The following is a 24,568-nucleotide window of genomic DNA, read 5'->3' as shown; positions in this document are numbered from 1 at the left end:
ATATATTTGGAAATCAAAAAAACTTTAAAACCAGACTCAAATGAAGAAAGGAATTATTTTCGCGTTATTCGCACTCGTGGTCAGTCTACCTCTTTTTTCGCAGCACACAAAACTTTCGGATCTTAAGAAAACCATTGAATCCATTATCTCCCATAAGAAGGCAGATGTGGGGGTTTCAATCATGGGACCTTATCAGAAAGAAACAATACAAATTAATGGCAATAAGCTGTATCCCATGCTCAGTACTGTAAAGTTTCCTATTGCTTTAACAGTATTGAAAAAAGTAGAAAAGGGTGAGCTTTCTTTACAGCAGAAACTATTCATTAAAAGAGAAGAGCTTCTTGAAGATACCTGGAGTCCGTTCAAAAAAGAACATCCGGATGGTAATATAGAAATCAGCCTGGAAGAAGCTCTGAAGTGGATTGTTTTATACAGTGACAATAATATCTGTGATATCCTGATGAGATTAGTTGGCGGGCCGGAACCGGTTCAGCAGCTGGTCAACAGTAAGGATTGTATCATTCAAAACAATGAGGAAGATATGCATAAAGACTGGGAATCTCAGTTTGTAAACAAAATAACACCCAATGAAGCGATCCGGCTTCTTGAAACATTCAATAATGGAAAAATTCTGAATAAAAAACATCATCTTTGGCTGTATAATGCCATGCTCAATAATACTGCCGGCCCCAAAAGACTTAAAGGAAATCTGCCAGAATATGTGAAAGTAGCACACAGAACGGGAACATCTTTTACCAACAAAGAAGGAATGACCGGCGCCATAAACGATTTTGGTATTATTGAACTTTCCGGCAGCCAAAAAATATACATCGCCGTTTTTGTTCATGACACCTATGAAAAGTTTGAAAATGCAGAAGCAATTATTGCTGATATCGCTAAAGTAACTTATGAATTTTACCAAAAAAAATAATGATCACAAAAAAACTGTTCTTCACCGGCGCATTTGCAGCCCTTCTATCTATTTCCTTAGCTGCCCAGAAAAAAGAGACTTATAGCTATAAAATTGACAGTATTATAACCGCTGCCAGCCCTATCGCATTTAACGGCGTTGTTTTGGTTGCTCAGAAAGGTAAAATCCAATATCTGAAATCCAATGGTTACAAAGATTTCGAAAAGAAAGTCCCTTTGAAAACAGATGACCAGTTTGAAATCATGTCCAATTCAAAGCAGGTTACCGCTGTTTTGATTTTACAGGCTGCTGAACAAGGAAAGCTGAGTCTTCATACTCCCATCAAAAAATATCTTCCTGCTCTTACCCAAACCTGGGCAGATACGGTTACTATCCATCATCTTCTGAATCATACTCATGGTATTACAGATATTAATAAGCCAGCAGCTTTCAAAGCCGGTTCCCAGTTCAAATATGGTAATCTTTCTTATAAACTGTTAGGGGAAATCCTTAAAAATACAACCGGAAAAAGCTTTACAGAACTTGCCACTTCTCTTTTCAAAAAACTGAAAATGGATAGAACTTTGGTATACAATACTAGGAGCAATCAGGCTCTTGTTCCCGGCTATATGAATAAGGACAATCAGTTTGAAAAGGTAAAACAATCATTCCTGAATGATGATATTGCTCCGGCAGCCGGTATCATTTCTACTGTAAAGGATCTTGCAAAATGGGACGAGGCATTATTTAAAGGAAAGCTTCTCTCACCAGCGTTTCAAAAGCAGATCCTGACCCCTTCCACAAGCTCCCAGCACAATGTTTTTGGAAAAGAAAATATGGGATTTGGGTACAATGTAAGGTTTATCAAAGAAGCGGGCCTGGATTATTTTGCCGTGACAGGTCTTGGTGATGGATTCACATGTCTTAATGTATACTTCCCTTCTACGGATACTACTTTGGTCATTTTAGAAAATCAGATGTCTGAAAAAAGTGAATACTGGAGTTTTAAAGAGGCTTCAATAAAGAATGTAGTACTGAAGGCAATAATCTCTCAATAATCATTTTATTCTACAATCTATACGTCAGTTTCAAAATATAAACTGACTTTTTTATTTTTTATGCTCTCGCAGATTATTCAAATTAAGCAGATCTTTATGTAACATTATTTAAAGAATAAGAAGATTGTTCTATTTTAAACGCAAAGATTAATAAGGTAAAAATACAATAAAGGAAGCTAAGAATCCCGACTTCGTCGCTGATGAAGGCACTTGGTAATACATCCGCTTAAAAAGAATCAATGAAGTTGATTCCGGCTTTGCTCCCTTAAAAATAATCAAAGTCTAAAAGAAGCTTTGCGTTTAAAAACATATAATTTCCCACGCAGATACGGGAAATTTCGCTGATTTTCTAAACCTGATTAATCCGGGAGATTTTTTTAATATTCACTTGCTAAAAATCTTAGGGATAAAAAAACTACGCCTTTGTGTTTTCCAATTAAACCTATCTTTCTATGTTTTAGGAAAATGCAAAGATTAATAAGATAAAAAATATAGTAAAGGAAGCAAAGAAGTGCGACTTTGTCACGCATGAAGATGCTTGGTAATACGCCCGCTTAGTAAGAATCAATGAAGTTGATTCATCCTTTGCTCCCTTAAAAATAATCAAAGTCTAAAAGAAGCTTTGCGTTTAAAAACATATAATTTCCCACACAGATTTGGGGGATTACGCTGATTTTTTCAACACCCTGGATTTAATTACTGAGAAAGGTTTTTCAATAACAAACCTATAGAACAAACCACCTAAAACACAAGCAAACAGACAAATAAGAATAGTGATATTATCTGAGGTTTCAAGTTTAAAATAATCAAGCAGCTCCTGTACCATATGGATAATTCCTTTATGGGAAAGGTAAACAGCATATGACATAGCAGCCAGCTGAGCGGTAATATATGACTTCAAACGATACAGGAAAGATGATTGGGAGATAGCGGCCATCAGGATCATTCCGTAGCTTACCGCCACCAGTGTAAAACCAAATACAGAAGCAGCTTTGGAAGCCTGCTCATTGCATATCCAAAATGAAATTCCCAACAGTAGTATTCCAAGAAAAAAAAGCTTATTTCCGTTGCCGGCAACTATTCTTTTAAATATTGAAGAATACTGCATAAGATACCCGATCAAGACACCCATTCCCAGGCCATCTAATCTTGTATGGGTAGGATAATATATTTTCATATACCATAATTTCCAGAAATCTGTGGAAAAAGTCTCTGGCACTGCAATACATTCATTCCATGCCATCAGCCTTGCTACAATAGAAAATCCAATGACAGCAATCATCAGAACCGCGATATATTTGAACAGTTTTGTTGGCATGACGATCAAAAGGAACAAAGGAAGAATGAGATAAAATTGTTCTTCAATACACAATGACCATGCATGGGAAAATGTTCCCCGACTGATAACGTTCAGTCCATAGTTTTGAGTGAAAGTCACAAACTTCCATAAAGGGGATAAAGCTTCCCTCTCCCTGAAAAAAGGAAATGTAAAATAGAGAAAAAGGGTAAAACAGTAAGCCGGAATAATCCTGAAAAACCGTTTTAAATAAAATGTTTTCAGACTGATACTTCCATTGTTTTCTATTTCTTTAAACAGCTGTCCTGAAATTAGAAAACCGCTTAGTACAAAGAAAAGATCTACTCCTGTCCACCCAAATCTCCCGATACTGTCTACCCAGCCGGGATGTTTAAAGGCCCGGTAGTGATACAGTAATACGAGTAAAATAGCAGCAGTTCTCAGATGATCCAATCCGTAAAGTCTTTCAGAATGTTCCTTCATTATTTTTTTATACAAATGTTCACCAATTTCAGATTGCTTTCTGATAAAGAATCCGGACAACAGATGATTAACTACCAATAGCAAAACAGGCAGTTTGTACAGTAAATGATGTTGTCTGACATTATTTTAAAGTCTTTAGCATAACATTTCTCTGGCGTAACTTAAGTTTTTATATTTTTGAAGATGATGAAAACGCCATCAGGAACTCAGATCAGACCAATGCTATACTTCCAGCTGTTCTTCTGGAGTGCTTTATTTTTATTCGGAACAGCAAGAATGTACGGAGAATATGAAAGTGGGAATTTTAAAGAACTGATGATCTATAACTTCTGCCACTGGATTTTCCAGATTGCAGGGGCCAATTTTATTTATTTTGTGCTGATCCGTCATTTTTTTGACAGGAAAAAGTATATTGCATTTTCGCTGTATCTCATTATCAGCCTTTATCTTATTTCAATCATCAACAGGGTTTTTCTGGTTTATATCGCTGAACCTCTTTTCACCCAGGAAGTGAAAGACAGTATTTTCAGCATTTTTACAGATATTCCTTATCTTTTGCTTCATTATACATTTCCTGTTATCAGTGGGGCATTTGTTTTTGTTTCCATCATGTTTATCATTCGTTACAAGGATGAAAAAGAGCATACAATCAAACTGCAGAAGGAAAAGACCGAGCTTGAACTGCAATCTCTCAAATCCCAGCTCAATCCTCATTTTCTTTTTAATACCCTGAATAACATTTATTCTCTGTCGGTCAGCCGTTCTGATAAAACCTCCCAATCTATCAGTCAGCTATCGGATATTCTGGATTATATTTTATACAAAGGGCAGAAAAAATGGGTGTTGGTTTCTGATGAACTGGCTGTTATAGAAAATTATATTTCGCTGGAAAGCCTACGGTACCATGATGAAAGATTAAAAATCAGGAAACACATCAGGTTAAACTCCCAGAATACTATTCCACCCCTGCTGTATCTTACATTGGTAGAAAATACCTTTAAACATGGAGTGGGAAAAAGTTCAGAAACCACAGAAATAAAGATTGATATGGAAACGAATAGCCAGCATTCTGTTTTTACAATTGAAAATACATTCTCAGACCACCAGACAGCTAATGAAAAAGGAATCGGACTGTAGAACATACAAAGACAGTTGCTGTATCACTATCAGAACCATTTTACCTTCCAGATCTCACAGGAAAACAATATTTTTAAAGTTGAAATAATCACTCCTTCACATTATGATTAATTGTATTATTGTAGATGACGAACCTCTGGCCATGTCATTACTGGAAAACCATATTTCTAAAATCGACGATTTAAAGCTGGTGGGGAAAGCTCAAAATGCAATGCAGGCTTATAAAATACTGCAAAACCAGACTGTAGATCTTATGTTTCTGGATATTCAGATGCCTCACCTCAATGGAATTGATTTTCTGAAGTCACTGCCTCAGAAACCCCAGACTATTTTCACTACCGCTTACCGGGATTTTGCTATTGAAGGTTTTGAACTGGAAGCAGTAGATTATCTCCTGAAACCTATTACTTTTGAGCGTTTTTTTAAATCTGTAGAACGCATTCTCAGAACTGCGACTGACCATAAAGAAGATTTCATCCTCATTAGAACTGAAGGAATGCACCGGAAACTTATGCTTTCAGAGATCGTCTATTTTGAAAGCCAGGGAAATGACATTAAAGTGGTTCTCGTAACCAATGAAAGTTTTATTTCGAAAAGTAAAATTACAGATCTGGAGCAAACGTTGTCGAGTAAGGATTTTGTAAGAATTCACAGGTCTTTTATCATTAATTCTGTTTTTGTGACGGCATTCAGCAATAATGAAATTGTTGTCAACAATCATAAAATTCCTGTGGGAAGAAGTTATAAACATGAGTTTGATACTTTTATATCTATTTTTTCAAAACGTTCTATTAATAACTAAAAGAATAATTTTCATAATCTACTAAAATTTAAATGATTACATTTAAACCGAGAGCAATCATAATATGCTTTTGAGAAATTTTGAATTATAAAACCATTAAATATGAAAAACAAATTCTTTATTCCATTATTTTCAATCCTATTATGTTGTTTAATATGGACTACCACTTTCTCACAATCAAAATCTTATACACCAGTCTCTCAAGAGCTTTACAATACCATAATGAAAAAGGACAGCATTCTTTTCAGTGCTGCCAACTCAGGAAATATTGAAAAACTTAAAACATTTTTTACTGAAAATCTTGAGTTCTTTCATGATATGGGCGGCCTGGCAAACTATAAAGAAACTATTGATAATTTCACTAGAGTAGCTAAAAACTATGCATACACCCGAAGAGTTTTAGTTCCTGAATCTGTGGAAGTATATCCTATTAAAGATTATGGAGCAATACAGACCGGAATCCACCAATTTTGCCGTTTGGAAAATGGTTCTCTGATCAATTGTGGAACGTTCAAATTTGTTCATATCTGGAAGCAAACCCCTCAGGGATGGAAAATATCAAGAGTTATCAGTTATGGACATTAAATTAATTACATTTTATTTTCATCTAAAAAATTACACACTATATATCAGCAGATTATGATAAAAAAACACATCATTTTATAATTTTAACATTTCTTGAAGCGGCAATTCCTCAACAACATAAAACACTACAAATGAATACATTATAGTCAAATTCACATATAATGAATTACATAACATTATTCTACCAACCTGTATGGATATTAAAAAAAATGGTTATTTTTGCTCCATCCGAATAAAATTGCTTTTACGCTTTTTTATTAGTAATTTTATGTGCACCAATTTATAAAACATTAAAATTCAATTCATGAGAAAAATAATTCTACTTATTACATGTATGTTCGGTATTTCAGTTTTCTCACAGATTAAAGTGTTGAAGAATGAAAGTTTGGTGGAAATTGGTAAAGATAATTCCGTTGGTCTCTATAAAAAGGAAGATAAATTTACAGTCAACTACCAGGATCTGAACACCAGCAACCTGAATACAATCCGATCTTTTTCATTTCAGAATCTTAATGGTGATGTTGCCGGCCTATACAAACTTATTATGGATGGTTTTATCTCCACTCCAGAAGAGAATGTTGTGCTGGAATTACCTAATGATATCATCGAACTTCATTATGAAAAGAATTATGGCCAACAAACCATGCAGTTTATCCAGGTAATCAATAAAAACCGGAAATACATTGGAAAATCACAGTTTTTAAATCAAAAGCAAGTGGAGAAAATTTTCGGAAGAACCAATGGAAAATATACCATGTATGACAAACCTGCTTCTATAAATCCTTCAGCGAATAAAGGAAACGGAAATACAGCTTCTACTGCTGCCCCGGCAACAGGCGGAACCAAGAAAAAATCAAGAAAATAATTATATTTTATAAATATTGCGAAACTCATTCTATCGGATGAGTTTTTTTATTTTATTTTTGCAGAAAGACATTAAAACTTATGCCGCTTCAGATAATCAATTTAACCAAAAAATTTGGTGAGCAGACTGCCCTTGACAATATCAACATTTCTATTGATAAAAATGAAATCATCGGTCTTCTTGGCCCGAACGGTGCCGGAAAATCTACCCTGATGAAATCTATTGTCGGAGCACTGAAAATTGACCAGGGTGAAATTATTTTCAATGGTATGAATATCTCAAACCATGAGATTGAAAGCAAAAAGAAAATAGGATTTCTTCCTGAAAATAATCCGCTTTATCTGGAGATGTACGTAAAAGAATACCTTCAGTTTGTAGCCAATATCCATAAAATCTCTGAATCCAGAGTAGATGAGGTAATAGAACTGGTAGGAATTACCCCTGAAAAATCTAAAAAAATAGGACAGCTCTCTAAAGGATACAAACAGCGTGTAGGATTGGCACAGGCTATTATTCATCAGCCGGATTTACTGATTCTGGATGAACCTACCAATGGTCTTGATCCCAATCAAATTATTGAAATCCGTAATGTGGTAAAACAAATCGGCCAGCAGAAAACCGTCTTACTTTCCACTCACATCATGCAGGAAGTGGAAGCGCTTTGTTCAAGAGTGATTCTTATTCATAAAGGGAATATACTTCAGGACTGCCCTATTAATGAGTTTAAAGGTAAATTTGAAAGCCTGGAAGAGGCGTTTGCAAGTTATACTGTATAAAAAATACGAAATCGCCCGGAAAAATTTCCGGGCGATTTCGTATTTTTTAATTATTCCTTAGGCTAAAGTTAAGAATTGTTATCCGGTTTTTCTTCAATTACAGTAACCGTTTCAGCATTTTTCTTTTGCACCTGCTCCAACAGCTGAAGTCCCAGAAGTCCGCTGATTCCGCCATTTGCTGAATCTCCGTTTCCACCAATTAATACCTCAGGCATTATTCTTACATTCTGGCTGGCTATATTCTCCATAATTTTCAATTGGGTAAAGTTATTTCCGCCCATTGCTTCTACAGATAGCTTGTAAGATTCTGCATTAGATTTACCAATGGCCAGAATTTTTTCCGCTTCTGCATTACCGGTTAATGAAATTTGTTCTGCATTCGCTTTTGCCAGCAATTCTATCTTTTCTGCTTCGGCTTTGGCAAGAAGTCTTGTTTTTTCTGCTTCACCTGTTGCTAACAGTTTCAACCTGTCTCCTTCCGCATTCGCCTGTAATCTTACTGAATTGGCATCTCCGGTCGCTTTTTTCACCGATGCATCAGCTATCCTTTCTGCAATCACAACACCCTGATCTGCTTTTACAATTTCTTTCTGCATATCAGCAACAGCCGTTTCTTTTTCCAGAGCCTGACGCGTTTCCTGGGCCAGCATTTCAGTTTCGTAGGTGATTTTCTGTTCTTCCGCCAATTTTCGATCGGTGAGCGTTTTCATTAAACTTTCCGGAGGAACAATCGCTCCTATCAAAGTATCTACAGCATTTACATTATATTGTTCCAAAACACTGCTGATGTGATCTTTTGCCGACTGTTGTCTTTCTTTTCGGGTTCCCAGGAAGGCAATCACATCACTATCCTGTGCTGAGTTTCTGAAATAGTTTCCAATGGTTGGTTCTAAAACCTGACTTACAAGATTGATCATATTTCCAAAACGGGCTATTACTTTTGGAGCTTCATACGTAGGAATATGGATGATTTGCGATACATCAAGATTGAAAGGGAAACCGTCTTTACTTCGTACTGTAATCGTTGAAAGGTTTTTATCCAGTTGGTGAGACTCGCTTCTTTCATAGGCCCAGTTTAGCACCAAATTGGTAGTCGGAACAAGTTCAACCTTCATAATGTAAGGATTGATAGGATATTTTCCGGGACCAATAGGTTCTGCCCAAACTCCTTTATGGCTTTTCTCCACTATATTTCCATGTTTAAAATCAATCCCGCTCAAATCCAGTCCTTCTTCTCCTACATAACTGATAATGACTCCCACATGGCCAATTGGAATTTCCGTCATTTTCACCATTTCAACTTTTGTAAACCAGGGATTCAGGAAATAGGAACCTGCCAGAATTACCTGTTCCTGAAGCCCTTTAAATCCTCCTTTGTTTAAAAAAGTATCTACGTCCTGAAACTTATTATGATCATTGATAATCTTACCGGCAATCTGACCTTCTGCCAAGGGATCTCCTTCCATGGTCGTGATAATTCCCACTGCATTATCAGGAATCTGAGTCATATCCGTTAATTCTATTTCAAAAAGCAGCGTATTGATTCTGTAGGATCCCGGCGCAATAATCGCGGTCTGACGGCCTTTCCTTCCTCCGTTTTTCAAAAAAGCTTCAGCATCCTGAAAAGAATCACAGTCCACTTTTCTGCCTAAGATTCTTCCGGTTTCTAATTCTGCACCATCTTTTGCCAATAATAATCCTATTTTTCCTGTGGGAATCACTATAAAAGGCTGAAAATCGATAGAATACTGCCATATCCATTTTCTGAAATATACGCCCGGAGCTAATGTCTGGGCCTGAAAACCTGCTTCTCCATTGGTGGCGATAATTCTTCCTTCCGGAAGTTCCTGCTTACCAACCAGCACAAATTTTTTGGTAACTAACCCTATTTTGTCCTGAGGGACAATGATTAATCCAAAGAAAATTCTTAAAATGAATTTATAAAAAAGTATGCACAACAGTGCAATTACGGCCGGAATCATCCAGCCATGAAAAGCTAATTCCATAGTTTTGTTTTTTGTTTTTGATTATATTTGAAAACAGGGATTGTGCTCTATTTCTTCGGTATATGAAAAAACAGAGTACGAATTATGTGATAATTCTTTCGAAAAAATTAAGAAATTACAGGAGGAGATGTATTAAAAATCGTGAAGATGATTTCTGATACTTTTAATAAAGAAAACTTAAAGTTAATTAGTTTCATTTTGATAATAAAGGAACGAGATCCTTTGATGGTACAAATGTACATAAGAAAAGTAATCAGTTGTTTCAGAAATTGACAATATTTTGCCAATAAAATAATAATCAATTGAAAATCAGTATTATTATTTTCAAAAAACAAGCATTCAAAAGCTGCAAAAAACTAATTTTCAGTACTCTATATTTATATTCTAAATTGAAAAATGGCGTTATATTTGATAGAATCTAAAATGTTAACCAATAACCATTTAATATGATAAAGCATATTTTATTAGGAACTTTCTGTTTAGCTCAGTTTTCTTTCGTTAATGCCAAAGAAGTTCCGAATCCAACAACAGACCGTTTTATTACTTCCTCTACCTTTCAGCAGGTACCGAAGACTGTCATCATCAAAACCAAAAAGTTCAAGATAAGAATTGACAAACAACCAAACGGCAAGTACCTTTACCAGTCGTGGAATGCCAACACCAAGATTACGGCAAAACCAAGTATGATCATCAGTGATGGTGAACTAATTCCTGATGGTACAGGCGGCAACTATTATATCAACTTCAATAATGAGGGCCATAGCTATCAGATCTGGAGAAATTATCTTACGGATTCTCCGAAAAAAGCACCTTATACATTGGTGGTAAATGATGCTAATGACCGTGAAATTGTTCGCCAGGACGGATATGTAGTGAAAAATTAAACTGGAAAAGCTGGAGGTTGTTATAGCCTATCTATAACTTCTCTTTAAGAACTCAAAATCGTTTTCCCTTTTATAAAATAAAATCCTGCATCAATATGCGGGATTTTTTATGTTCCGGATTGTTTTAATTCTTCAAAAAAACCACTGGCTTCATAACTTTCTTTAGCAGCTTTGTACCCGATATTAAAAATTTCTTCCAGTCTGTCTTTTCTTCGCTCAAAAGTGCCATAAGAAGATAGTTTCTGAGAGGAAATGAACCAGTCGCAGTACTCAAATTTTACTTTTTCAATTCTGTAGGAAAGTAAATCGTAAGAACGGGAAACAATAGCTTTAATGGAGTTCAGGTCTTTAATTTTAGCTTCGTTGGGTGGAGATACAAATACACCAATCAGTTTATCACATTCATCCCTGATGATGTCTGCAGGAAAGTTGTTTAGTACACCTCCATCACAATACATTTCCTCACCAATGATGTAAGGAGTTGTAATTCCGGGAATGGAACACGAAGCAATGATGGCATCCACAATCTCAAAATCTTTATCAAAAATCTTCTGAGTCCCGGAAACCAGTTCTGTTGCCACAATTTTCACTTCAATATCGAGATCACCCAATTTCATTTCATGGAAAATAGGCTTCAGATAATTCCTGAAAATCACTGAAGAAACAAGTCCCGGCTGATTGAATGTAAAATGTTTCCAATTGAAAAAATACACAGAATTGAAAAATTCCAGAATTTCTTCCGGAGTTTTTCCGATAGCATGAAGACATCCTACAATAGAACCTGCACTACAGCAGGAAAGGATATCTACGTCAATCCCTTTTTCCTGTAAGAATTTTAATACTCCTGCATGAGCGATTCCTTTGGTACCGCCGCCTGATAAAACAAGTCCTACTCTGTCAAAATTCATAGAATAAATGTAAGGAAACAGCATGAGATAATAGAGTTAATTTTTATAAATATGCTGATTTTAAAATTATTTTAAGAAAATCCATTGTATGCAAGCTAAAATTTCATCAGAAACCTTTTAAGAAAAACGGATAATAAGTAATAAACCTAACAGGTTTCAAAAACCTGTTAGGTTTGGTTTATATTTCAGATTAGTATCAACGAAAAAAGCCCGGACTTCTCCGGGCTTTTTATATAGATTTCTATATCTTTTTCAGATTAAATGTGAATCACTTCACCGTAAGCAGCAGCAGCAGCTTCCATAATAGCTTCAGAAACTGTTGGGTGCGGGTGGATAGATTTGATGATCTCATGACCTGTAGTTTCTAATTTTCTAGCTACAACAGCTTCAGCAACCATATCCGTTACTCCTTCACCAATCATGTGGCATCCTAACCATTCACCATATTTTGCATCGAAGATCACTTTGATAAATCCGTCTGTGTTTCCGTTTGCAGTAGCTTTACCACTTGCGGAAAGAGGGAATTTACCAACTTTGATTTCGTATCCTTTTTCTTTAGCCTGCTTTTCAGTAAGACCTACAGAAGCGACTTCAGGGTGACAGTAAGTACATCCAGGGATATTGCCATAGTCGATTTTTTCAACGTGCATTCCTTTGATTTTCTCAACACAAGTGATTCCTTCTGCAGAAGCAACGTGAGCTAATGCCTGAGTTGGAATGATATCTCCAATGGCGTAGTAACCTGGTACTGAAGTTTCGTACCATTCGTTTACCAATACTCTTCCTTTATCTGTCTGGATTCCTACTTCTTCCAATCCGATGTTCTCGATATTAGCAGCAATACCTACAGCAGATAATAAGATATCAGCTTCAAGCGTAATGTTTCCGTTAGCTGTTTTCACAGTAGCTTTTACACCTTCACCGCTTGTATCAACACTTTCTACAGAAGCGTTTGTCATGATCTCGATTCCTGTTTTTTTCAGAGATTTCTCTAAGTGTTTAGAGATTTCTTCGTCTTCTACAGGTACGATGTTTGGCATAAATTCAACAACAGTTACTTTTGTTCCCATTGTGTTATAGAAATCAGCAAATTCTACCCCGATAGCTCCAGAACCTACAACAATCATAGATTTTGGCTGCTCAGGAAGAGATAATGCCTGTCTGTATCCGATTACTTTTTTACCATCCTGTGGCAAGTTTGGTAATTCTCTTGAACGAGCTCCTGTAGCGATAATGATATGAGTACCTGTATATTCAGTTACTTTACCTTCTTTATCTGTCACAGAAACTTTTTTACCTTTCTGTACTTTTGCAGTACCAAGAATTACGTCAATCTTATTCTTTTTCATCAAGAATTCGATTCCTTTGCTCATTTTGCTGGCAACACCACGGCTTCTCTGAATTACATTCGGGAATTCAAAGCTTGCCTCCACTTTATTCAAACCATAATCTTCAGCATGGTTGATATAATGAAAAACCTGAGCAGATTTCAATAAAGCTTTAGTTGGAATACATCCCCAGTTAAGGCAGATTCCTCCTAAATTTTCTTTCTCGATAATTGCGGTTTTGAAACCTAATTGCGCTGCTCTGATCGCAGTAACATATCCACCAGGACCACTTCCAATGACAATAATATCGTAATTCATTACTTTAAAAATTTTTATGCGAATTTAAGGAAAAATATTGGATGTTTAATGTTTCCGCAGACTGATCTTAAAATGTATCAACAAGGCGATTTTATTTAATTTTAAACAAAGAAAGAGAGCTCAAAACGCACTCTCTTTCAATAAATTTTATTATACTTTGAAAATTTATCAAAACTCACAGCATAAAAATCTGTTTTTCAAATTTTAATAACTGCAAAAATACTGTATTATTTTGCCTGTTTAAGTAATCGTTTTTCAGTTGCATATCTTTGATTTAAGGCTTTCATCTGGTCTCTCTTCATCTGTTTGGTAGCCAACGGATGATTAAGAATCAGCTTTTTCTCAAGATTGTATTTTTTGGTAAGCTCTTGCATTTTAATATTAACCAGCTCGCTTTTTGAAGGGTGTGGGGGTGCTGGTGGATGTTTTTGCGCAAAAACATTCATGGATAAACCTAATAACAATACTGTTGAAATTAATAACTTTTTCATAATGTTCATATTTTTGAATGATTTCAATCAATTCAATAGTTTTAATTAAATTCATTCCGGTTCATGATAAATCTTGCATATATCATACCAATATTTTTTTTAAGAAAGTAAAATCCATATTGTAAAATCATTGACTCATTTGAAATAATGATGGTTAATTACCATCTATTTTTCATACATTTATCTTTTAATAAACACTTATGAAGATGTCTGCAAAAAAGGGTAATCTGACCAAAAACAGTATCTGGATGAAAGAACCTGAATCCCACGATTTTCCTGCAGCACAGGATTATCTGGAACTCCTTTTTGAACCGGATAAAGCCAGAAAAATGGTTGAAAAATTAAAATCGGCCTCTACAATAACAAAAAAATCAAAAGATATTTTAAGAGCAAGTAAGCTTCCCCTGCTTCCTGAGACCAATATTCATGTGAAAGAAAACCTCAAAAAAGTAGAAAAAAATAAAAAACTATCGCCAATATTGTTGGTTAGAGGTCAAAATGAGCTGATCATTGCTGATGGTTATCACCGTCTTTGCTGCAGCTATTATCTTACCGAAGATTTGGAAGTTCCGTGCAGATTGGTTTAATAATTCAATGCTATATAGTGATTTAATTAAAATAAATATAATTTATTAAGCTTTAACTAATTTTTAGTTATTTTTTTTCTATATTTGATAGAACTCAAATTTCTTACACAATGAAAAAATACATCTCGATCCTTTTATTTGGAGCCCTTCCCTTAACTGCACAAGTAGGTATTAATACAACAACCCCTAACAGTACGCTTGCCGTCAATGGTTCCTTAAGGGCTGGCTATAGTGAAGTCACATCCACTGCTTATAATATTCTGGCTACCGATCATTACATCACTTATAATGGAGCAGCCGATGCCACATTTACCCTTCCTGTCATCGGAACCGGAACAACAAGTTTTACGGGAAGAATTTATAAGATCAAAAACATTTCGCCGAATAATATCACACTCCAGGCTTCCAGTGGTAATACATTAAGAATTGACAATACTCCTGTTGCTTCTTTTGTGATTCCTATCGGAGCCTATGCTGAAGTGGTGAACAACGGTAATACAACTGGCGGAACATGGGATCTGTCTTTTACAGTTCTTCCTAAGCCGAGCAATGTGGAGATCTACGGTACACAGTTTTTTATTCCTCCTCATGCGCTTGGAACAGCAGCTCTTGCCGACTGGACCAATCACGCTAATGCAGGTTATGATTCAGGTTCTGCAACTGACAGATGGTGGATCGTGAGTAAAACATCTGTAGACAGGGCTCATACAGCTGCCTACTCCAATACAAGCAGAATGACCCTGGTTTATGAATATCAGGGTACTCCTTTCAATGTTAACAATATGTATCCTATTCTTACTGCAGGAAATAACTCAAGTTTCCCGGATGTATTTACAGCATCTTTTGTAAGCCTTGCCAATAATGGTACAGGTGGTAAAACCAGGCTTACCGTATCTGTTGCCCGTGTAGATTTTATTGGTACGAATGGTGCCACTACCAATAACAGTAACTGGGCAGGAACATTCTTATTGAATGTTTTACTAGCCAGAAAATACTAGATATCTTCAAAAAAATATAATAAAAAAGAGCAGAAATTTCTGCTCTTTTGTTTTTTAATTTAACTATAAAACTTCAATATTCTGTTTTAATGGTAAGTTCCTGGATGAATTGCCGACCATAATCCTGTAAGTTCCTTTTTCTACAACCCATTCCATTTTTTCGTTCAGGAACTGTAATTGCTTTATGGGAACTTCAATGGTGACAGATTTTGATTCTCCCGGCTGCAATTCTACTTTCTGAAATCCTTTGAGCTCAATCACCGGTCTGGAAACTGTAGCCAGCAAGTCTTTCACATACAGCTGAACCACTTCACTTCCTGCTCTTGAACCTGTATTTTTTATGTTGACTTTGGCAATAATAGTTTCATTTTCTGAATATTTTGTTTTGTTCAATTGCAATCCGGAGATTTCAAAGGTGGTATAACTTAAACCAAATCCAAACGGATACAATGGCTCACCACTCAGGTCATGATAATCATTTCCTCTTCCCGTTGGATGATGATTATAAGTCAAAGGCAGCTGGCCTTCTTCGACCGGAAAAGTGATGGGCAGTTTCCCTGATGGATTTTCAGCACCGAAAAGAGTTTTTGCCACGGCATTTCCTCCTTCTTCACCGGGATACCAAACATCTAAGATTGCTCCTACTTCATCTTTCCAGGCGGTTGTTTTTATAGCAGATCCTCCTACTAAAACTACTGTTACCGGTTTTTTCAATTTTGAAATTTCCTGAATAAATAATTCCTGATTTCCGGGTAAACTCAAGGAGGAACGGTCCTGAAATTCGCCTTCATGAATTCCGGCAGCAACGATGATATAATCTGCATTCTGAGCAAGATTTAAAGCTTCCTTATATTCTTTCTGGTACTTATGAAGTCCGTAGTTCCAGATCAGTTCAAGATTAGCTTCACCCCTGTTTTCATGAAACTCTATCGTTATGTCATATTTTTTCCCTTTTACAAAATCTACATCAACCATTTTGGTGGAATAGCTTAGTTTTTCCCATTGGTCAATAGCTAATTTGCCATCAAGGTATAATCTGAAGCCGTCATTTCCCCGCAATCCTAGTTGATATTTTCCTGAATCCGGTGCTTCCAGTTTTCCTGTCCAACGAATGCTGTAATGATCCGATTGAAGTTTTTCAGGATCAGGAGAATATAAGGTCCACTTAAAATTAATCTGTTCATCCTGTTTTTCAAAAGCAGGATTTCCTTTTAAATCAATATTAGAGAAATAGAATCCTTTTAATCCTTTTTTATTTTCGGAGGATAAATATTCATTGGAAATTGTGGTAAAATCCTTTACATTCCAATCAATCCCTTTTGAATAAACGACTTCAATGTTTTTATCTCTGACATAATTTTTAATTCCGTCTACAATATTTATTTTTTTATTTCCCGGCCCGGAATAACCACCTAATCTGGCATCAGCAGCATCTGTTCCTACCACCAGAATTTTTTTTACATTTCCGGGAACAGGAAGGGTCTGGTTATTGTTCTGAAGCAAAACAAAAGATTCTGCAGCTGTTTTTTCTGCCAGAGGCTTGTGATTAAGCTTTTTTAATTCTTCAATTTCTTTGAGTGAAACGTAAGGGTTTTCAAATAATCCAAGTTCAAACTTTGCTCTCAATACTCTTGAGACGGCATCATCAATTCTTTCTTTTGAGATTCTTCCATCCAAAAACGGAGGAATAAAGAGCTCATAATGTTTGTATTCTGTCTGGAAAATTACATCCAGCCCTGCATTGATTGCCTGTGCAGAAGCATCATCATAATCTTTTGCCGTAAAATGCAGCACATTTGCTCCTCCTACCGCACTTGCATCACTGATGACAAAGCCTTTGAAATCCCAGTCTTTTTTTAACTTTTCTGTTAACAGCCAATGATTTGCTGTTGAAGGTCTCCCATCAAGAAGATTATAAGAGGTCATTACTGAGCGGCTTTTTCCTTTTGTAAAAGCATTGTTAAAAGGTATTAAATGCGTTTCTTCAAGATATCTTTTGCTCCAATGAATCGGGTATGAATCTCTTCCACCTTCTCCTACATTGGCCAGAAAGTGTTTCGGAGTTGTTATGATTCCTATATTTTCAAATGAACTAACGAAACTGACTCCCATTACTGAGGTCAGAAAGGGATCTTCACCATAAGTTTCCTCCGTCCTGCCCCATCTCACATCACTGGCCAGATTCACTACAGGCGTCAGAATCTGACGGATTCCTCTCAATTTGGATTCTTTTGCAATTGCTGTTGAGACTTTATTCATCAACTCTGGGTTGAAAGTAGCAGCCAAACCAATTGCCTGTGGAAAGGCAGTTGCTCCTTCTCTCACCAGTCCGTGTAAGGCTTCGTCAAAGGGAATAATCGGGATTCCTAATCTTGATTCTTCCACGAAATATTTCTGAATAGCATTGATTTTTTTCACCAATCTTTCTGCATCTTCATTGGCATTATATTTCAATAACTGCCCTGCTGCTCCGCCACCTTGGTTTCCTGCGCTCACCTGCAACCCAAAAATTCCATGAGAATATTGTTCCTTCGGGACGTTATCTAAATCTCCGGGAATCATAAAACACTGCCAGAATTTTTCTTCAGGTGTCATTCTCTTCAACAGATCCTGAACTCTTACTTCAATGGGTTGTTTTGGGTCTTTATATAAAAGTTTTTGGGCAGAAATAATCACCACATTCAACAATAATGCTACTCCTGTAAGGTTAAAACGAAATAGTCTCATTATTGCACGATTTGAATTACGGTTGCATATTTCAGATTTTTTCTTTCTTCAGGCAATTTGATTTCAAGCGTATTTTCTGTTGTTGTTTTCCATTGAATTTTTGAAGAAAGACCTAATATTTTTAAAGATTTTGGCTTAAAGTTTTCCGGGATGGAAAAGGTAAGTGCTGCCGGAGCCTTATATTCTGACTGTTCATCAATATGAAATACATTTACTGTATGATGGTCCTTACTTTGGGTATAATAGTAGCTTCCTTCGTGATAGGGTGCAATACTTCTGGTTGCAAAAACCGCAGACTGATTTTTCTCCATCCACCCGGAAATCTGCTGCAATCTTTCATAGACTATTGGATCATAATCACCATTCGGTCCGGGAGCAATATTCATGAGATAGTTTCCTCCCCTTGAAATGATTTTAACCAAGGTTTCAATGATCTTCTGGGAGGTTTTATAATTGTCATTCGGAACATAGGAAAAGGAATCTCCCATTGTGATACAGCTTTCCCAAGGGATGGAAAGAGCATGTTCCGGAACTGCCTGTTCTGGAGTAACATAGTTTTCCCATTTGCCGGGAACAGTACGGTCTACAATGATGATTCCCGGCTGATTTTTTTTGGCCATCGTTCCTATTTTATCCATATCAATGTCCTGCTCCACTTTGATGGTGCGCTGCCATTCCACTTTCTGATCTATGGTGTGAAAAGGACGTACCCATCCTCCATCTAACCAAAGAATATCAATTTTTCCATAATTGGAAGTGATCTCATTCAGCTGATTGAAAGTGAATTTTTTAAAATTCTCCCATCTTTCCGGATATTTCTTCGGATCATAATTGACGTTTCTGTCTTTTGGTGGAAAGTAAGACCACCAGTAATCATCGGAATGCCAGTCAGGCTTTGAAAAGTAAGCTCCGATTTTAAATCCTTCTTTTCTGAAGGTATTGAAAATTTCTTTCGTTACATCTGATTTTGGATGTTTTGAAAAGGGTGTCTTAGGAGAAGTGATTTTATAGTCTGACTGCTGGGTATCAAACATTGCAAAACCATCATGATGCTTGGTGGTAAAAACCACGTATTTCATTCCGGCTTTTTTTATGGCATCTGCCCATTTCTGAGGATTAAACTGTGTTGGATTAAAAGTTGTCTGAAGGTTTTCATAATTTTTTACATATTCGTCATAAGATTTTCCGTGCTCAGGTTTTCTCTGTGTCCATGATTCGTCTTCGGGGCATAAGCTCCAGCTTTCAACAATTCCCCACTGGCTGTAAGTTCCCCAATGCATAAACAGTCCGAATTTCATATCCTGCCACTGGTCCAGATTCTGGGCAACCAAAGGATCTGTGGGTTTCTGATATCCATCAGACACATTATGAGCCTGTGAAAATACTATTGAACTAATTAAAAAAGATGAAAGGAAAAAGGGTTTTATTTTGGGTATAACCAGCATATGGGATAGTTTTCCGCTAATTTAATTATCCTTTGGGAAATCCGCAAACATTAGGATTCCAAGAGATTAAGAATAGCTTCATCAAATCCGGGATAGGAAAACTGAAATCCATCTTTTATGAGTCTTTCAGGATAAACATTCCGGCTTTTTAAGAGTAATTCGGTTTCTGTATCCAGGAATATAGCTGCAATTTCCAGCTGCCAGACAGGAGCATTGAGCCCAAAAGGTATTTTCAATTCTTTTCTTAATTTTTTCATCATATTTTCATTGGAAACCGGAGCTGGAGCAGTTATATTGATCGTGCCCGACGTATTCTCATGTTGAATAATCCATTCTACTGCTTTACAAAAATCATCAATATGAATCCAACTTACCATCTGATTACCTCTTCCCTGTTTTCCTCCCAAGCCCAGCTTCGTAATCATTTTAAGTTTTGGAAAGGCACCGCCATTATTTCCAAAAACGATAGAGGTACGAAGAGCAATTTTTCGTATTTCTTCATTTTTGACGGCAAAGAATTCTTTCTCCCAGCTTTTGCAGATATTCATGGAAAAATCATCTCCTATAATTCCGTTTTCTTCTGTATTGAGATGTTTTTCAGAATGAACGTAAATGGTTGCAGAACTGGCATTCAGCCACACTCTTGGTTTTTCAGAACATTGATCTACTGCTCTTTGCAATATTCTTGTACTATCAATTCTTGAAGAATAGATTTCCTGTTTATTTTTCTCATGATAACGGCAGTCGACTGATTTTCCTGTCAAATTGATCAGAACATCTGCTTTTTCAAGGCTGTTTTTCCATTTACCTATCGTTTGGGCATCCCAATAGATTTCGTTTTTACGTTTAGGATTACGGGTAAGGATGTAGACTTGATTTCCTTTTTCTGTAAAGTATTTTTCAAGGTTTTCACCAAGAAATCCGGTTCCTCCGGCTATGATTATTTTCATTGTTTGAGATTTAATGTTTAAAGTTTTGGGTTCAAGGTTCATGATTTGCCCACAAATTTCACAGATTTGCACAGACGGTCTTGGAAGGAGGAAGGTATTTTGCTCTTATTATTTTAGCTGATGTATTTCTTGGTTTTGACTTGAATTTCTGAGCCTTCGGCTAACATTACAGAAATGGGTTGCTGATCATTCAGGAAGGAAAAATCACTTCCATAGATTTTTTGAAAATCAATTTCCAACTGGTGGTATTTTACTGTATAACAATCCCATTTTGGGTGGCAAACTTCATATTCAGAGGTTGTATTTTCTTTTTTGGTAAAGCCAAAATAATGTTCTGTGATAAATTCAAATTCTGAGTTTTCTTCCATAGGTTTTGCGATAGCCTCAGCCATAATCTGAATAGAATGCCAGCTTTTATCTTTCCATGAATACCGGATCAGCAGCTCATCTCCACTTTCATCAATCTGGTTTTTCATCGGCATGGTATGATAATTTTCTTTATAGATGGAATTTGCAACCAGGCTTAATGCAGGTTTGGGAACAATCTCTTTGATAAATACCACTCCTCTTTTCCAAACTCCTTTTTCTTCTTTTTTTACATAAAATCTTAGGTTTACTTCTTCAAAATTTCGGTGAAAAGGAATGGGTAATCCCAACAGTTTTGTATTCAAAAACATAAATCCCACCAAGCTTACATAGCATCTGCCATTATAAAAATCGAGTTCTGTTCCTTTGGGTAAATAGGGCAATAAGACATCAGGATCAATATCGTAATTGATGATGGCCAGCTTTCGCCATTCTGCTTTTAAAAAGTTCATTACAATCTGTTTTTTATGGTTAAAAAATGGCTATTCCGTCACAGGTAGAAGATTCTGCAATGGTTTTGATCATTTCGTTTCTTTTGATCAGAAATTTTCTGAGATATCCTGTAAGAAAAATGGCATTAAATAATTTTCCAATGATGCCAAGCGGAGATTCAAATTCAAAAACATCTGTCATCAGTGTTTTTCCGTTTACCGTTTTAAAAATATGACGGTGTCGCATAGATTTGAAGGCTCCTTTCTGCATCACATCAATGAACTGAACAGGTTTTTCCATCCTGACAATTTTTGTTGTGAGGTTTTGATATACTCCCAGGTGTTTTGCCCGCCAGGTTACGGTTTCATTTTCTTCAATCAATCCAGAGGTACGTCCTGCAATTGCTTTTTCATGAGATGTTGAGGTAGACTGCTGATGCAGATCAATATTCCTTGCCAGGTCAAAAACATAGTGAATATCTGCTTTGATGACTGTGTTTAAATAGATTGTTGACATTTTTTAAAAGGTTTGTTTTTTGTTTAATTCTGGAAGCTTTTTGTCTATTCTTTCTGCAAGCTCTGGAAGCTTTATGGTAGGCACCGCAGGAAAAAGATGGTGTTCCATATGATAAAACATACTGAAACTCAATTTATTCTTCCAGAATCCGCGCTGTGTTCTGGCGATATCAGGATGCTCGTGGGTATCGTGATGAACAGTCCACACTGCAAAAAATGCCATTAGAAATTCGCCTAAAACCATCATCAATATGTGATACATCAGGAAATAAATATGAAAATAAAACACTACTGCTATAAGAATGGTTATAGACGCCAGCTCTAACATCATATTCTTCCGATAGGTTTTATTGGCTTTTTTAAAAGTAACCCAATGAATCAGAAACATATGTTTGGGCCCATACAGAATGGCTTGATACCATTTCATAGAAGCAGATTTACCTTCATAATCTTCTTCTGAGAGGCAAAATTTATGATGTCTCAGGTGATTGAATTTTACGGCGTGAATAGAGGTCATCATTGTAAGACTATTAAGATATAAAGACAACCATGTCAACCTTTTTCCGGTTCCTAATGAATTGTGAAAGCCATTATGTACCTGTCTCAATGCGGTGAGGAAATAAAAACCTGAGAACGGCAATGCTAATCCATAATATCCTTTATACGCTAAAAACAAAGAAATAAAAAGCCATGGCAGACTGATGTTATTTTCAATCAGTATTTCCTTTGGAGAAAGTTTTTTTAGGTCTTTCCACTCTATGGTTCTAATAATTTCAAGATGATTCATGTTTTTAATTTTTTAAATGGTTGTCAGAATGACAATAGCCAGCGCTGTTATCCTAAACAATATCCATGAAATGGTTGGAAGAAAATTTAATTTTAGTATTCTGCATCTTCTTATATGTTCCAGAAACATGATCAATACTACAATCCCAAAGTATACCAGATAAAAGACAGGAGTAAAATCGATTATCAGAGCAGGAATTAAAAGCAAAGTCCCGATTAAGGAAACAGTCATCATATTTCCGAGATAATCCCAAATTTTATCTTTGAGATAGCTTTTTAAAAAGAGGGTCTGCCAAACGATCTGACCAAGACAAACAGCAAATTCTCTTAGAAAATTTCGTTCTAAATTAAAATCAAACTTCAAAGAAAATTGACTTAAGATGTATGCTGAAAAAACAACAACAAAACTGATGTATGCTATTCTGTATTTCAGGTTAAAATCCGGAACACAGGATTGTTCTGTATAATCTTTTGAGGAAGGAATAATCTGTTTTCTATTGTAAGAAACAAAGGAATACAGCTTTTGGAAAAACCAATACAGAGGTTTTGTCCGAGCAATTTTTGCCAACAATGGAAAAGAGTTACCGATGATAAGGAGCAGACTGTCTAATCCGTAAACGACTTCATTTTTGTTGTGATCTACCAGAGCAATTTCATTTTTCGCACGGTTGAAGTCTATCAGTATTTTATTTTTCACTGAAAGTTCCGTAAATGCTTCTCTTCCATCTTCATCCAGCATTCCGCATTTAGTAAAACCTTTGGAGTAGAGATTACACATAGGACATTCATTGTCGTAGATTAATGTGTGGTTTTTGAGCGTTTCCATAATTGTGATTTATAAGGTTCATAAGTAGTGTAACAGTCATAAACATACGCCGCTGCCATCACAGGGCTATATAAAAGAGCGGCCATTAAAACATATCCAAAAAAATCATTGATGTGTTTCTCTGTAAACAAGATGGTTACAATAATCCAGACCGGTACTATTACAATTCCATACGCGATATACAGCGCTGACTTTTTTGTTTTAAAAAACAGTTTGATCAGGAAACTTACCAATTGAGGAATTCCTACTATAAAATAAAACAGAACAAATCCAGACAAACCACCAAATATAAAAGCCTGAGGTCCAATTATTATAAAGAATAACTGAATGTAATAATCATATTTTGCAAATGTTTTCATGGCAGCAATGGTTTTAAAGTGATCCTTTTCTTCTGAAATAAATAATCAGGAATAAATGAATGATTAAATTTTTCATAATTATTATTAATTTTATATTTTCAGTAATTTTTGAAAATTAAATTGAAATAAAAAAGGATTTTCATCCTCTTTCTTTTTCTATTTCAACAGATTGGTAATCTTCCCCACCAGCCAGTGATCATCACTTTTTATCGCCAGATCCATAATATTATTAATTTTTCCGGTTACAGAACTGAAATCATTCATCAGCTTGATAAATTCCTGAGCTTCTTCCGAATCTTTATCTTCGATATTCTTTAATTCTTCAAGAAAAGAAATCACAGGTTCTATTTCTCTTTTTCTGCGCTCCTTGGTAATTTGTTTGAATAAGTACCAGACATCTTTCTCCGCTACGAAATATTCTTTACGATCACCTTTCACAAACTCTTTTTTCACGATTCCCCAGTCTATCAAAGCACGAAGATTCATATTGGCATTTCCTCTTGAAATCTCCAACTGTTCCATTACTTCGTCTGTAGAAAGAGGTTTGCCGCTTGCCAAAAGCAGTGCATGCACCTGTGCCATCGTACGGTTGATTCCCCAATTGGTAGCAAAGGTTCCCCAGGTCTGAATGTATTTTTCTTTTGCTTCTGAAAGTTGCATTTTGTTTTCCTTTTAGATTTCTGTAGCAAATGTAATTATATTTTTTGAATTTTCAATAATTTTTGAAAA

The 24,568-nt window shown here is 35.9% G+C and carries 24 protein-coding genes; 10 read left to right on the top strand and 14 right to left on the bottom strand.

From position 1 onward, the window contains the following. Positions 1-40 precede the first annotated feature (40 nt). Together bla and OL225_RS04865 are read left to right on the top strand one after the other, a co-directional pair. Complete coding sequence (bla, locus tag OL225_RS04870; protein ID WP_264517465.1) at positions 41-931, top strand: class A beta-lactamase; 891 nt, start codon at positions 41-43, stop codon at positions 929-931. Next, positions 931-1,968 (top strand): serine hydrolase domain-containing protein, encoded by a 1,038-nt coding sequence (locus OL225_RS04865; RefSeq protein ID WP_264517464.1) that lies wholly within the window; start codon positions 931-933, stop codon positions 1,966-1,968. Before bla ends, OL225_RS04865 begins: the two co-directional genes overlap by 1 nt. 664 nt (positions 1,969-2,632) lie before the next feature. Here the strand turns inward: OL225_RS04865 and OL225_RS04860 are convergent. Next, positions 2,633-3,748 (bottom strand): acyltransferase family protein, encoded by a 1,116-nt coding sequence (locus OL225_RS04860; RefSeq protein WP_264517463.1) that lies wholly within the window; start codon positions 3,746-3,748, stop codon positions 2,633-2,635. A gap of 183 nt (positions 3,749-3,931) precedes the next feature. Here OL225_RS04860 and OL225_RS04855 point away from each other — a divergent pair, with 183 nt between their 5' ends. The 5 genes from OL225_RS04855 (at position 3,932) to OL225_RS04835 (ending at position 7,913) form a co-directional block, all read left to right on the top strand. Next, positions 3,932-4,885, top strand: a complete 954-nt coding sequence (locus OL225_RS04855) for a sensor histidine kinase (protein WP_264517461.1) — start codon at positions 3,932-3,934, stop codon at positions 4,883-4,885. A 103-nt stretch (positions 4,886-4,988) separates the two neighbouring features. Next, positions 4,989-5,687 (top strand): LytR/AlgR family response regulator transcription factor, encoded by a 699-nt coding sequence (locus OL225_RS04850; RefSeq protein WP_264517460.1) that lies wholly within the window; start codon positions 4,989-4,991, stop codon positions 5,685-5,687. Between the two features lie 102 nt (positions 5,688-5,789). Then, positions 5,790-6,272, top strand: a complete 483-nt coding sequence (locus OL225_RS04845) for a nuclear transport factor 2 family protein (RefSeq protein WP_264517459.1) — start codon at positions 5,790-5,792, stop codon at positions 6,270-6,272. Positions 6,273-6,576: 304 nt separating this feature from the next. Then, positions 6,577-7,137 carry a hypothetical protein gene (locus OL225_RS04840; RefSeq protein ID WP_047378180.1) on the top strand — a complete coding sequence of 187 codons (561 nt, stop codon included), beginning with the start codon at positions 6,577-6,579 and terminating at the stop codon, positions 7,135-7,137. An 80-nt stretch (positions 7,138-7,217) separates the two neighbouring features. Next, positions 7,218-7,913 carry an ABC transporter ATP-binding protein gene (locus OL225_RS04835; RefSeq protein WP_264517458.1) on the top strand — a complete coding sequence of 232 codons (696 nt, stop codon included), beginning with the start codon at positions 7,218-7,220 and terminating at the stop codon, positions 7,911-7,913. Between the two features lie 68 nt (positions 7,914-7,981). Here OL225_RS04835 and OL225_RS04830 read toward each other — a convergent pair whose 3' ends face one another. Then, on the bottom strand, positions 7,982-9,919 hold the full coding sequence (locus tag OL225_RS04830; RefSeq protein WP_264517457.1) for an SPFH domain-containing protein: 1,938 nt from the start codon (positions 9,917-9,919) through the stop codon (positions 7,982-7,984). 446 nt (positions 9,920-10,365) lie between these two features. On the opposite strand from OL225_RS04830, the gene OL225_RS04825 reads away from it, so the two are divergent. Further along, complete coding sequence (locus OL225_RS04825) at positions 10,366-10,803, top strand: hypothetical protein (RefSeq protein ID WP_264517456.1); 438 nt, start codon at positions 10,366-10,368, stop codon at positions 10,801-10,803. Between the two features lie 107 nt (positions 10,804-10,910). Here OL225_RS04825 and OL225_RS04820 read toward each other — a convergent pair whose 3' ends face one another. The 3 genes from OL225_RS04820 to OL225_RS04810 form a co-directional block, all read right to left on the bottom strand. Then, complete coding sequence (locus OL225_RS04820; RefSeq protein ID WP_047379362.1) at positions 10,911-11,711, bottom strand: patatin-like phospholipase family protein; 801 nt, start codon at positions 11,709-11,711, stop codon at positions 10,911-10,913. 257 nt (positions 11,712-11,968) lie between these two features. Next, on the bottom strand, positions 11,969-13,357 hold the full coding sequence (gene lpdA / locus OL225_RS04815; protein ID WP_047378183.1) for a dihydrolipoyl dehydrogenase: 1,389 nt from the start codon (positions 13,355-13,357) through the stop codon (positions 11,969-11,971). A 227-nt stretch (positions 13,358-13,584) separates the two neighbouring features. Beyond that, positions 13,585-13,848 (bottom strand): hypothetical protein, encoded by a 264-nt coding sequence (locus tag OL225_RS04810; protein ID WP_264517454.1) that lies wholly within the window; start codon positions 13,846-13,848, stop codon positions 13,585-13,587. A 206-nt stretch (positions 13,849-14,054) separates the two neighbouring features. On the opposite strand from OL225_RS04810, the gene OL225_RS04805 reads away from it, so the two are divergent. Further along, entirely contained in the window at positions 14,055-14,435 is a 381-nt protein-coding gene (locus OL225_RS04805) for a hypothetical protein (protein ID WP_264517453.1), read from the top strand. 110 nt (positions 14,436-14,545) lie between these two features. After that, the gene (locus OL225_RS04800) at positions 14,546-15,433 is read left to right on the top strand and encodes a hypothetical protein (RefSeq protein ID WP_047378186.1); all 888 of its coding nucleotides are present in this window, start codon (positions 14,546-14,548) and stop codon (positions 15,431-15,433) included. A 63-nt stretch (positions 15,434-15,496) separates the two neighbouring features. Here the strand turns inward: OL225_RS04800 and OL225_RS04795 are convergent, their stop codons facing one another. The 9 genes from OL225_RS04795 to OL225_RS04755 all read right to left on the bottom strand — a co-directional run bounded on the left by OL225_RS04795 (position 15,497) and on the right by OL225_RS04755 (position 24,499). Beyond that, positions 15,497-18,160, bottom strand: a complete 2,664-nt coding sequence (locus OL225_RS04795) for a beta-glucosidase (protein ID WP_264517452.1) — start codon at positions 18,158-18,160, stop codon at positions 15,497-15,499. Further along, entirely contained in the window at positions 18,160-19,605 is a 1,446-nt protein-coding gene (locus OL225_RS04790; RefSeq protein WP_264517451.1) for an alpha-L-fucosidase, read from the bottom strand. The genes OL225_RS04795 and OL225_RS04790 overlap by 1 nt, the downstream gene beginning before the upstream one ends. A gap of 50 nt (positions 19,606-19,655) precedes the next feature. Next, the gene (locus OL225_RS04785) at positions 19,656-20,555 is read right to left on the bottom strand and encodes a TIGR01777 family oxidoreductase (protein WP_264517450.1); all 900 of its coding nucleotides are present in this window, start codon (positions 20,553-20,555) and stop codon (positions 19,656-19,658) included. A gap of 113 nt (positions 20,556-20,668) precedes the next feature. Next, complete coding sequence (locus OL225_RS04780) at positions 20,669-21,373, bottom strand: YqjF family protein (RefSeq protein WP_264517449.1); 705 nt, start codon at positions 21,371-21,373, stop codon at positions 20,669-20,671. Positions 21,374-21,392: 19 nt separating this feature from the next. Further along, positions 21,393-21,869 carry an SRPBCC family protein gene (locus OL225_RS04775; protein ID WP_264517447.1) on the bottom strand — a complete coding sequence of 159 codons (477 nt, stop codon included), beginning with the start codon at positions 21,867-21,869 and terminating at the stop codon, positions 21,393-21,395. Positions 21,870-21,872: 3 nt separating this feature from the next. Further along, positions 21,873-22,655 carry a fatty acid desaturase family protein gene (locus OL225_RS04770; RefSeq protein ID WP_264517446.1) on the bottom strand — a complete coding sequence of 261 codons (783 nt, stop codon included), beginning with the start codon at positions 22,653-22,655 and terminating at the stop codon, positions 21,873-21,875. A gap of 12 nt (positions 22,656-22,667) precedes the next feature. Further along, positions 22,668-23,480 carry a DCC1-like thiol-disulfide oxidoreductase family protein gene (locus OL225_RS04765; protein WP_264517445.1) on the bottom strand — a complete coding sequence of 271 codons (813 nt, stop codon included), beginning with the start codon at positions 23,478-23,480 and terminating at the stop codon, positions 22,668-22,670. Then, the gene (locus OL225_RS04760; protein WP_264517444.1) at positions 23,453-23,839 is read right to left on the bottom strand and encodes a hypothetical protein; all 387 of its coding nucleotides are present in this window, start codon (positions 23,837-23,839) and stop codon (positions 23,453-23,455) included. The genes OL225_RS04765 and OL225_RS04760 overlap by 28 nt, the downstream gene beginning before the upstream one ends. A gap of 156 nt (positions 23,840-23,995) precedes the next feature. Next, positions 23,996-24,499 (bottom strand): GbsR/MarR family transcriptional regulator, encoded by a 504-nt coding sequence (locus OL225_RS04755; RefSeq protein WP_034696386.1) that lies wholly within the window; start codon positions 24,497-24,499, stop codon positions 23,996-23,998. Positions 24,500-24,568: the final 69 nt, after the last annotated feature.

This window comes from Chryseobacterium viscerum, assembly GCF_025949665.1.
In the GTDB taxonomy this organism is placed as follows: domain Bacteria; phylum Bacteroidota; class Bacteroidia; order Flavobacteriales; family Weeksellaceae; genus Chryseobacterium; species Chryseobacterium viscerum_A.
Note: the sequence above shows the minus strand (reverse complement) of the source record. Positions and strands in the feature narration are given on the sequence as shown.